This window comes from Brevundimonas sp. CURTG3B2_SDJG (genome assembly GCF_057364705.1).
Genome location: NZ_JBNFOJ010000100.1, coordinates 1 through 9,898, shown reverse-complemented (window position 1 = coordinate 9,898; position 9,898 = coordinate 1). Strand labels below are relative to the sequence as shown.

Below are 9,898 nucleotides of genomic sequence, written 5' to 3'. Positions count from 1 at the left end.
GGCCGGCCGCCGTCTGCGCCTGCCCGGCACGGAACGAGGCCTCGTCCGCGGCCAGAATCCCCGCCGCGGCCCGATCCGCGAACGGACGGGCGCCCTCGACCGTCGCCTGCGGACCGAACATCGCGCTGAAGAACGGCAGGCTGTCGACGGTCATGACGCGCCCGACCAGGTCGGGGTGCTGCTGGGCCAGCATCAGGGCGCTGAGCCCGCCCATCGAATGACGACGACCGCGGGCGCGTTCAGGCCCTGTTCGCGGACATAGCGAGCCAGCTCATCGACGACGGGCTGCACGAACGGCCCGTCGCCATGCGTCCAGGGCTCGCCGGCGAACCCGGCCAGTTGCACCAGATGCACCCGGTGGGTCGCCTTCAGCCGATCGGCCTCCGCGCGCCAGACCTCGCGGGAGCATCCGAAGCCGGGGATCAGCACGACGTCGGGGCCGCTCCCCGTCACCTCGACCGACAAACGGTCAGACACGAAGGGCGACGGCGCCGAGACCGTGACGGAGGCCGCGTCGGCGCGGGTGGCCAGCAGCGCGCCGCCGGCGGCGAGGCCGACGGCCGAGGCAAGCATCAACAGGCGCGGCGCGTGGCCGCGCGAACGGAACAGAAACATCATCGGAAGGGTCCTTGTGGAAGGGAGAAGACGATCAGGGCAGGCGTCGGAAGACGACGTCCCGGGCCCGTCCGGCGTCGACGCGCAGGGCCGTGACGGCGCCCGAGGCGTCCCGTTCGACCCGGATCAGGCCGGGCGGGCTGGCGAAGACGTCCTGATAGGCGGGCGTCATCGTCGCCGGCGGGCGTCCGGGAGCGTCGATCGCCAGCCGTCCCTCGGTCACCGCCAGGGTCCACCGCGCCGGGACTTCGTCGCTGACATAGGTCCCGGCGAATGCCGCCAGCGCCGCCGCGTCGGGCGACCAGGGATCGCGCCGGTCATAGGCGACCTCGTCGCCGTCCACCGTCGACCGGATGAACCGGTCGGCCGAGACGAAGCGCAGCTCGTCCTCGCCCAACCGCCAGCGGTCCGGTCCGATCGGGGCCAGCGGCCGGCCGCCGGGGATGGCGATCACCCCGCCGGGCGTCGCCCTCAGTCCGAACGGCTCGCCGGTCCGGCTGCTGGCGTAGAGCCCCTCGGGCGCGGGGGCGCTCGGAACATAGAGCGCCTCCGTCGGAGGGTCCGACAGGAAAAGGTCGGCGACCTGGCGGCCCAGCATCTCCGGGTTGGCCTCGGCGGCGTTGCACAGCAGCGCGATCGACAGCCCTTGGGCCGGATAGCGCGCCAGCCAGGCGCGGTATCCGCCGGTCGAGCCGGCGTGCCCGATCTCGACCTGGCCCTCGAAGGCGTTGGTCTCCAGGCCCAGGCCGTAGTGGGTCCGATGACCGCCCGCCATCCCCCGTTCGGTCAGCCGGCCGGCCAGGTTCAGGCGGTTCTCGCTCAAGGCCCGATTCCAGATCTGCAGATCGCCCACCGTGGTCAGCAGGCCGCCATTGCCGTGGGCGTTCTCGAACGGCATGGCCAGGTGATAGCCGTCGCGTCCTGGCGCATAAGCGTCGGCCCGGCCCGGCACGACGGCGGTGAAGTCGTCCCGCCAGCGGGTGCGGCTCATGCCCAGAGGCTCGAACAGCCGCTCGCGCGTGAAGTCCGCGAAGCTCCTTCCGCTCGCCCGCGCCACGATCAGAGCGGACAGGTTGTAGCTCGAGTTGCTGTACAGCCATTGGCTTCCGGGCTCGAAATTCAGCGCCTTCTGCCGTGCGACGATCTCCAGCACCTGCTCCTGACCGACGGCCCGCGTTCCGCGCGGCCAGCCTTCCAGAGAGGCGATCGCGCCCCAGTCCCTCAGGCCGCTGGTGTGGTTCAGCATGTGGCGGATGGTGATGACGCGGCCGTAGTCCGGCAGTTCCGGCAGCCAGCGCCGCACGTCGTCGTCCAGGGTCAGAACCCCGTCGTCGACCAGCAGCAGGATCGCCGCCGCCGTGAACTGCTTGGACACCGATCCGGCCTCGTAGATCGTCTCGACCGTCGCGGGGATCCGGTGCTCCAGTTCGGCCAGGCCGTAGGCGCGGGCGAGCGTCGCCTCGCCCGGCCGTTCGACGCTGACCGCGCAGCCCGGCGTGGACCCCGACCAGCGGGCGAAGACTGCGTCCACCGAGGCGACGCCCTGGGCGACGGCTGAGGTCGCGGCGACCAGGGCCAGGGCGCAGCCGCCCAGCATCGCCGCGGTCCGAAATCCGACGCCCCTACGCATGGGGATTCTCGAAAATGTCCTCCACCGGGCGTTCGAACAGCACAGCGATCCGATAGGCCAGGTCCAGGGACGGGTCATGCTTCTCGGTCTCCAGCGCGTTCACGGCCTGGCGCGAGACGCCCAGCGCCTGGCCCAGCTGTTCCTGCGTCCATCCACGCTCGACGCGCAGCAGTTTCAGGCGGTTTCTCACTTGCTGCTCCGGATGAACGGCGTGACCAGGCCGAAGCAGGCCCAGAACAGCGGGTAGATCAGCCAGGCCGGAATGTGCGGCGCCTGGGCGTAGCTTTCGCCGAAACCCCAGACGCTGGCGATCGCCATCGCGAGCCCCGAGGCGGTGATGAACTGCTTGGCGATCAAGGCCCGCACGAACTCGTCGGATTCGCGCATCAGCGACAGGGTGGCCCAGATCTGGCCGATCACCGGCGCGGAGACAACCAGGGCCAGGGCCCAGGCGGCGACCGGCGTGGCGACGTCGTCGAAAGCTCCGAAGATGGCCGCGACATTGACCGCCACATAACCGCTCATGAACCCCAGGGTGCGGATGACATACCGCTTGCCCGCGGCCGTTCCCGATTGACCCATCTTCATCAACATGGAAGGTGCTCCTGACCAAATGTCATGCGCACCTTACATCAGCGAAATGTCATGTCAACCTGACTTCATGTCAGGAAAGCACGACACACGGAGGATTGCTTTGCGCAACCCTCTCACCGGCTTATTCTGCCCTCATGCCCGCCGCGCCCCGCGCCCGTCCGACCGATCTGTTCACGCCCGAAGAGTGGGCGCCGTTCCAGACACGCGCCGCCTGGGTTGGGCCGATGCTGGTCGTTCACTGCTGGGGCGTCGTCGCCCTGGCCGTCGCCGCCGGGGTGGTCTGGCCGATCCTGATCCCGCTCAGCGTGGCTGTAATCGGCACGCGCCAGCTGGGCCTGGCCATCCTGATGCACGAGGCCGCCCACGGAGGTCTGTCCTCCAACGCCCGTCTGAACGACTTCCTCGGCCATTGGCTGTGCGCCGTGCCGGTCGGCGCCTCGCTTGCCGCCTATCGGCCCTATCATCTGTCGCACCACAAGTACGCCCAGCAGCCCGAGGATCCGGACTTGGTGCTGTCCGCGCCCTTTCCCGTCAGCCGCGCCTCGCTGCGCCGCAAGATCGTGCGCGACCTGACCGGCCAGACCTTCTTCAAGCAGCGGGTCCTGTTGCCGCTGGCGGCGATGCGGGGCCGCAAGGCCGAGCGCGCCGTCGACGACCACGACTACGAAGCCATCGTCACCGGCCGCTCGATCCTGCCCTTCCTGCTGGTCAACGCCGGACTGCTGCTGGCCCTGTCCCTGCTCGGGGTCTGGTGGGCCTGGTTCGCGCTATGGCTGCTGCCGATGGCGACCTGGTTCCCCATGGTCACCCGCCTGCGCAACATCGCCGAGCACGCCTGCGTCGAAGGCTCGGCGGCCGATCCCTACCGCGCCGCCCGCACCACGCGCGCGAGCTGGTGGGAGCGCGCCTTCATCGCTCCCTACTGGGTCAATTTCCACGCCGAGCACCACCTGTTCATGCACGTGCCCTGCTGGAAGCTGCCGGCCCTTCACCGGGCCGTGCGGGCTCGGCCGCAAGGCGAACGGATGGAGGTCGCCTCGGGCTATGTCGAGGTGCTCAGGACGGCCAGCGGCGGGACCGCCCGGTGAGTTGGAAGAGAGCCGCAACCTCCTGGGCGGCCCCTGACCTGCGTTTGCCAGCCTTCCGGCCTATTCGCCCAGAGCTCTTTCCAACGGACCGAAGCCTTGGCCGCCGTCGCAGGTGATCTGGCTGACCTCGCGCCCGTCGCGTTCGACGTAGACGCCGTCTTCGCGCGACCTCAGGTCCTCGAACACCCGGTAGTCGTAGCCGCCGTTCTTGAAGTCGAGGGTCTGGTTGCCTTGCGGGTAGGTCGTGACGCTGAAACGGCCGCGCGGATGAACCCGGGTCGACGGATACTCCAGCTCCAGCGCGCCGGGGCGGCCGATCCGGTATTGGGCGTAGCCGCGGGTTTCGTCGAGATCGCGCGACGCGCACACCGAGATGGTCCGGCGTCCGACCCGGCAGGTCCACACCACCTGTTCCTGGCTTTCGCACAGCGACCCGGACTGCACGTCCCCAGCGACGGCCGCGCCCGGTCCCACGTCGCTCGTGACGGCGGTGGCGGGCGTCGCGGCCTCTGCGGCCGGCCGCGCATAGGCGTCCGCGACCTGGATGGTCAGGCGCGCCGCCTCGCCGGACGGGCTCGGCGTGGGGCTGCAGGCCGCCGTCGCCATCGCGGCGAAGCCGAATGCCAGTATGCGTTTCATCGTGCTACTCCTTGATCCGGATCGTCGCCGCCCAGCGCCGACGCCTCACGATGGCCTGTCGATATCGACGAGGAAACATGTCGATACCTGACCCGACCGCCTTCATCCTGACCAACACCCGGCTGCAGGCCGTGCCGCACGCGCCCGAAATCTCGCTGTGGCTGGCCGACGAGGTCACGCCCCTCTGGCGGCTGACGGAGGAGGAGCTGGGCGAGATGGGCCTGCCGCCGCCGTTCTGGGCCTTCGCCTGGGCCGGCGGCCAGGGACTCAGTCGGTGGATTCTCGACCATCCCGAAGGCGTCGCCGGCAAGCGGGTGCTGGATTTCGCCGCTGGGTCCGGCCTGGTCGGGATCGCGGCCAGGAAGACCGGCGCGGCCTCGGTCCTGTGCGCCGACATCGACCCCTTCTGCGGCGCGGCGGTGGCGCTGAACGCCGAGGTCAACGGCGTCACCTTGGATTTCACGGACGCCGATCTTCTGCGAGGCGAACCGCCCGACGTGGATGTCATCTGCGCCGGCGACGTCTTCTACGAGAAGCCTATGGCCGAGGCCGTGCTGGTCTGGCTGACGGCCGCTTCGGCACGCGGGACCCGCATCCTGGTCGGCGACCCGCTGCGGACCTACTTTCCCAAGACGGGCTTCGACCTTCTGGCGGAGTACGCGGTGCCGACCACCCGCGAGCTCGAGGATTCGGCGGTGAAGCGCACCCGGGTCTGGACCCTGGCCGCAGAGGACGCCCGGCCACGCTTGGAACCGACCGGTCTAGGGCCCATTTCTCCTCAATGACCGCCGCCGCCCGCCTCATCGTGCTCGCCGCCGCCGTGACCGCGTCCCTGACCGCCGGCGGCGCGTGGGCGCAGACGGCTCCGATGATCCCTGGCCCGTCGGCCATGGATCAGCATCGCTGGCAGGCCGATCAGCATCGGATGGCGATGGACCGCCTGCGGCTCCAGGCTGACCAGCGCGAGCTCCAGGCGCGCCAATCCGACCTGGAGACCCGCCTCAATCGCCGCGAGATCGAGGCCCGCCGCCAGCCGGAGCCGTACGTCTCCTCCGCTCCGTCCGCACTGCGAACGCCGGAACAGGAGCGCGCCGCGCGGGAAGCCGCGGCCCGTCGTCGTCAGACCGCCGGCGACGTCGGCCAGATCGACGCCTGGCTGGACCGCCGCCCGAACTGACGACCCGTCGCATCCCTTTCCTTCGGTCCGCGTTCCGGCCTAGCTTGGATTGAAACGGGGAAGACGGCCATGCGCTGGGAAGGCGGACGACGCGGGGGCAATATCGACGACCGGCGCGGCATGGGCGGCGTCGGCATCGCGGGCGGCGGCATCGGCGCCCTGGTGCTCGCGGCCATCGGCTACTTCGTCTTCGGAATCGATCCTCAGACCACCCAGCAGATCACCAGCCAGCTAGGCGGCGCGACCACGCAGGAAGGCAAGCAGGGCAGCCCCGAGGACCAGGCCGGCCGCTTCGTCGATGTGATCGGCACGAATATCGACGACGTCTGGAAGACCAAGCTGCAGGGCTACCGGCCCCCGACCGTGACGCTCTACGAACAGGGCACCGGCACGGGCTGCGGCATGGGCCAGTCCGCCATGGGACCCTTCTACTGCCCCAACGATCAGCACGTTTACCTGGATCTGTCGTTCTGGTCCGAGATGGAGCGGCTGGGCGGCTCGAGCGCCGATTTCGCTCGGGCCTACGTCATCGCCCATGAGTACGGTCATCACGTCCAGACCCTGACCGGAACCTCGCAGCAGGTGCAGCGCGCCCAGCAGCGCGCCGCCGGTCAGGCCGAGGCGAACCGCTATTCCGTCGCCTTGGAGCTTCAGGCCGACTGCTACGCCGGGGTCTGGGCGGCCAACGCCGCCGCCGTCTCGAACGGCGAAGTGGCGGTCACCGGAGCCGACCTGGAGGAAGGCCTGAAGACCGCTTCGGCCATCGGCGACGACTCGCTGCAGCGCCGCTCGGGCGGGCGCGTGGCCCCCGACAGCTTCACGCACGGCTCGTCGGCCGACCGCGTCGCGTGGCTGCAGCGCGGCTACCAGTCCGGCGATCCGAACGTCTGCGACACCTTCGGGGGGCGCTAAGACCGCTTGTTGCACCGCACACAACGCGGCAAGGTCGCGCCGTGTCCGTTTCCGCCGCCTCCGCCCTCGCCGCCTCCCGCCGACTGGTCGTCAAGATCGGGTCAGCCCTGCTGACGACGGCGGCCGGCCAAACGGCCCGCGCCTGGCCATCCTGGGCGGCGAAATCGCCGAACTCCGCGCGCGCGAGGTCGAGGTGCTGGTGGTGTCCTCGGGCGCCGTCGCCCTGGGCGCGGCCGCCTGGGCCTATCGAAGTCCGCTCGGCTGGACGAGAAACAGGCCGCCGCGGCCGCGGGCCAGTCCCTGCTGATGCAGGCCTGGGAGACCGCGCTCTCCCCCCACGGCCTGACGCCCGCCCAGGTGCTGCTCACCCGTGACGACACCGAACGCCGCCGCCGCTGGCTGAACGCCCGCTCGACCCTGGACGCCCTGCTGCGGCTGAAAGCCGTACCCGTCGTCAACGAGAACGACACCGTCGCCACCGAGGAGATCCGCTACGGCGACAACGATCGCCTGGCGGCCCGCGCAGCCCAACTGGCGCGCGCCGACCTGCTGGTCCTGCTCAGCGACATCGACGGCCTGTACGATGCCGACCCTCGATCGAATCCGGACGCGAACCATCTGCCGCTGGTCGAGGCGCTGACGCCCGAGATCATGGCCATGGCCGGAGAAGCCAACTCTGCCTCGGCCGTCGGCACGGGCGGCATGCGCACCAAGCTGGAGGCCGCCCGCATCGCCCGCTCGGCGGGCTGCGCCACCATCATCGCCTCGGGCCTGGCCGAGCGTCCCCTGGCCGCGATCGCCGACGCGCCCGCCGCCACCCTGATCCCCGCTCCGGCCGGTCCCATGGCCGCCTGGAAGGCCTGGATCGCCGGCAGCGTCGATCCCGCCGGACGGCTGGTCGTCGACGACGGCGCGGTCGCCGCCCTCAAGGCCGGAAAGAGTCTCCTGCCATCGGGCGTCCGGGCCGTGCAGGGCCGCTTCGACCGGGGCGACAGCATCCTGGTCGTCACCGCCTCCGGCGCGCGCGCCGCGGTCGGCCTGGCCGCCTGGGCGTCCGAGGAAATGATGCTGATCCAGGGCCGCCAGACCGGCGAGATCGAGGGCCTGGTGGGCTACAAGGGCCCGCAGGTCGCCATTCATCGCGACGACCTGGTGCTGGAGGGGGGCGCGTGAGCGATCTCGCCGCGACCCTCCTGGCCATGGGCCGCCGCGCCCGGATCGCGGCCGACGCCCTGCGCGCCGCGTCACCGGAGGACCGCACCCGCGCACTGGAGGCTGCCTCTTCAGCCCTGCGCGCCCGGTCCTCCGCCATCCTCGCCGCCAACGTCGAGACATCGACCGGGCTCGCGCCAACGGCCTGTCCGAGGCCTTGGTCGACCGCCTGGCCCTAAACCCGGCCCGGGTCGAGGCCGTCGCCGCCGCCGTCGCCGAGGTCGCCGCCCAGCCCGATCCGCTGGACCGAGAGCTGGCTCGCTGGACCCGTCCGAACGGCCTGGACATCGCCCGCGTCGCGACCCCCATCGGCGTCCTGGCCATCATCTACGAGAGCCGGCCCAACGTCACCGCCGACGCCGCCGCCCTGTGCCTGCGCTCGGGCAACGCCGCCATCCTGCGCTGCGGCTCGGACGGCCTGTCCTCGTCGCTGGCCATCCACGCCGCCATGACCGAAGGCCTGATCGCCGCCGGCCTGCCCCCGGACGCGATCCAGCTGGTCGACACCCCCGACCGCGCCGCCGTCGGCGCCCTGCTGACGGGATTGGGGGGGACGATCGACCTGCTGGTTCCGCGCGGCGGCAAGAGCCTAGTCGCCCGCGTCCAGGCCGAGGCGCGGGTGCCGGTGCTGGGGCATCTGGAAGGCCTGTGCCACACCTTCCTGCACGCCGCCGCCGACCCTGAGATGGCGACCGGCATCGTCCTGAACGCCAAGATGCGCCGCGTCTCGGTTTGCGGGGCCACCGAGACCTTGCTGGTCGACCGCGTGGGCGCGGAAGCGCTGCTGCCGCCGGTCGCCACGGCCCTGATCGCCGCCGGCTGCGCCTTGCGCGGCGACGCGGAGGCGCGCGCCCTCCTCCCTGCGATCCAGGTCGCGGACGAGGGCGACTGGACCACCGAATACCTGGCCCCGATCCTCGCCGTGAGGATCGTCGACGGGGTGACGGGCGCCGTGGAGCACATCCGCCGCTACGGCTCGGGCCATACCGAGGCGATCGTCACCGGGGACGCCGAAGCCGCCGCCGCCTTCCTGAACGCCGTGGACAGCGCCATCGTCATGTGGAACGCCTCGACCCAGTTCGCCGACGGCGGCGAGTTCGGCTTCGGCGGCGAGATCGGCATCTCGACCTCACGCCTGCACGCGCGCGGCCCGGTCGGGGCCGAGCAGCTGACCAGCTACAAATACGTGGTGCGAGGCGCGGGCCAGATCCGGCCTTGAGACCCTAGCGGCCCACCGTCAGGTCCAGCGGGCGCGAGACGTGCAGCAGGCCCTTGCCCAGGTCCAGCGCCGCCCGGCGATCGGCGAACGCGCCCATGCCCACCAGGCCGCCCGGGAAGTTGGGCAACGGCGGCTGGGCGAACACCCCCACGGGCACGCGGCGGTACAGGTGGTCGGCGAAAGTCACCGTCCGCGCCTCGACCACCAGCGAGCGCATCTCCCCGCCCCAGCACCAGGCTGGAGCCTTCGCGCGCCGGGCCGGCGTCCAGCAGGCCCGCCCCGTGCGCGGCCTCGCGGCTCAGGCCCAGCAGGCCGGATGCGCCGGTGTCGACCACGGCCTCGATGGCTGTTCCCTCGACGGTCAATTCGGCGATCAGGGCCGTCCCCTGGCGTCGCACCGGGGACGAGGCCAAGTCGGCCGGCTTCACGAAGGCGTCGCGCCGCACAAGCCGGACATGCCGCCGGGCGGGGTCCAGGGCCAGCACCGCCTGGGACAGGACGTCCTGTCCCAGGATCAGCGGTGTCCTGAGCCCCGCCTCCGAGGCCAGCGGCCCCAGGTTCAGGATGCCCGCCCGTAGGCCGCCGATCGTCAGGCCGGGCAGGTCGATCCTCAGGGTCGTGCCGCGGCCCACCTGGGCCCCGCCGCCCACGCCGTAGGCGACCAGGGGCATATCGAACAGCGACCGCTCCCTCGCCGGCAGGGTCTCGAACAGGGCGCGGTCGATGACCGAGTACTGGGCGCCGGTGTCGATCAGGGCCAGCACCGGCCGCCCGGCCAGGGTCGCCCGCACCGTGGGGCGTCGCCGACGGCC

At 71.3% G+C, this 9,898-nt stretch carries 10 protein-coding genes and 3 pseudogenes; 6 read left to right on the top strand and 7 right to left on the bottom strand.

Annotated features, from left to right (window positions below):
- From AC2W7C_RS08550 to AC2W7C_RS08530, 5 genes and pseudogenes are all read right to left on the bottom strand, one after another.
- Positions 1–214, bottom strand: a pseudogene (locus tag AC2W7C_RS08550) (alpha/beta fold hydrolase); the annotation flags it as partial.
- A complete protein-coding gene (locus tag AC2W7C_RS08545; RefSeq protein ID WP_486001054.1) occupies positions 193–618 on the bottom strand; it encodes an alpha/beta fold hydrolase in 426 nt (141 codons plus the stop codon). The pseudogene AC2W7C_RS08550 and the gene AC2W7C_RS08545, both read right to left, overlap by 22 nt.
- Before the next feature lie 31 nt (positions 619–649).
- A complete protein-coding gene (locus AC2W7C_RS08540) occupies positions 650–2,245 on the bottom strand; it encodes a serine hydrolase domain-containing protein (RefSeq protein WP_486001053.1) in 1,596 nt (531 codons plus the stop codon).
- A complete protein-coding gene (locus AC2W7C_RS08535) occupies positions 2,238–2,435 on the bottom strand; it encodes a helix-turn-helix transcriptional regulator (RefSeq protein ID WP_056450680.1) in 198 nt (65 codons plus the stop codon). The genes AC2W7C_RS08540 and AC2W7C_RS08535 overlap by 8 nt, the downstream gene beginning before the upstream one ends.
- Positions 2,432–2,839 (bottom strand): hypothetical protein, encoded by a 408-nt coding sequence (locus tag AC2W7C_RS08530; RefSeq protein WP_486001052.1) that lies wholly within the window; start codon positions 2,837–2,839, stop codon positions 2,432–2,434. Before AC2W7C_RS08530 ends, AC2W7C_RS08535 begins: the two co-directional genes overlap by 4 nt.
- 134 nt (positions 2,840–2,973) lie before the next feature.
- Between AC2W7C_RS08530 and AC2W7C_RS08525 the strand changes: the two genes are divergently transcribed.
- Positions 2,974–3,927 (top strand): fatty acid desaturase family protein, encoded by a 954-nt coding sequence (locus AC2W7C_RS08525; RefSeq protein ID WP_486001051.1) that lies wholly within the window; start codon positions 2,974–2,976, stop codon positions 3,925–3,927.
- A gap of 60 nt (positions 3,928–3,987) precedes the next feature.
- Here AC2W7C_RS08525 and AC2W7C_RS08520 read toward each other — a convergent pair whose 3' ends face one another.
- Positions 3,988–4,566, bottom strand: coding sequence for a hypothetical protein (locus AC2W7C_RS08520; RefSeq protein ID WP_486001050.1), 579 nt, complete (start codon positions 4,564–4,566; stop codon positions 3,988–3,990).
- Between the two features lie 77 nt (positions 4,567–4,643).
- Between AC2W7C_RS08520 and AC2W7C_RS08515 the strand changes: the two genes are divergently transcribed.
- The 5 genes and pseudogenes from AC2W7C_RS08515 to AC2W7C_RS08495 all read left to right on the top strand — a co-directional run bounded on the left by AC2W7C_RS08515 (position 4,644) and on the right by AC2W7C_RS08495 (position 9,086).
- Positions 4,644–5,351 (top strand): class I SAM-dependent methyltransferase, encoded by a 708-nt coding sequence (locus tag AC2W7C_RS08515; protein ID WP_486001049.1) that lies wholly within the window; start codon positions 4,644–4,646, stop codon positions 5,349–5,351.
- On the top strand, positions 5,348–5,743 hold the full coding sequence (locus AC2W7C_RS08510; RefSeq protein ID WP_486001048.1) for a hypothetical protein: 396 nt from the start codon (positions 5,348–5,350) through the stop codon (positions 5,741–5,743). Before AC2W7C_RS08515 ends, AC2W7C_RS08510 begins: the two co-directional genes overlap by 4 nt.
- A 69-nt stretch (positions 5,744–5,812) precedes the next feature.
- Complete coding sequence (ypfJ, locus tag AC2W7C_RS08505; protein ID WP_486001047.1) at positions 5,813–6,655, top strand: KPN_02809 family neutral zinc metallopeptidase; 843 nt, start codon at positions 5,813–5,815, stop codon at positions 6,653–6,655.
- 41 nt (positions 6,656–6,696) lie between these two features.
- A pseudogene (gene proB / locus AC2W7C_RS08500) lies at positions 6,697–7,828 on the top strand (glutamate 5-kinase).
- A gap of 26 nt (positions 7,829–7,854) precedes the next feature.
- Positions 7,855–9,086: pseudogene (locus AC2W7C_RS08495) on the top strand (glutamate-5-semialdehyde dehydrogenase).
- Here AC2W7C_RS08495 and AC2W7C_RS08490 read toward each other — a convergent pair.
- The coding region (locus AC2W7C_RS08490; protein ID WP_486001046.1) for a retropepsin-like aspartic protease at positions 9,044–9,898 on the bottom strand (855 nt) is incomplete at its 5' end. The pseudogene AC2W7C_RS08495 and the gene AC2W7C_RS08490 sit on opposite strands and share 43 nt — an antisense overlap.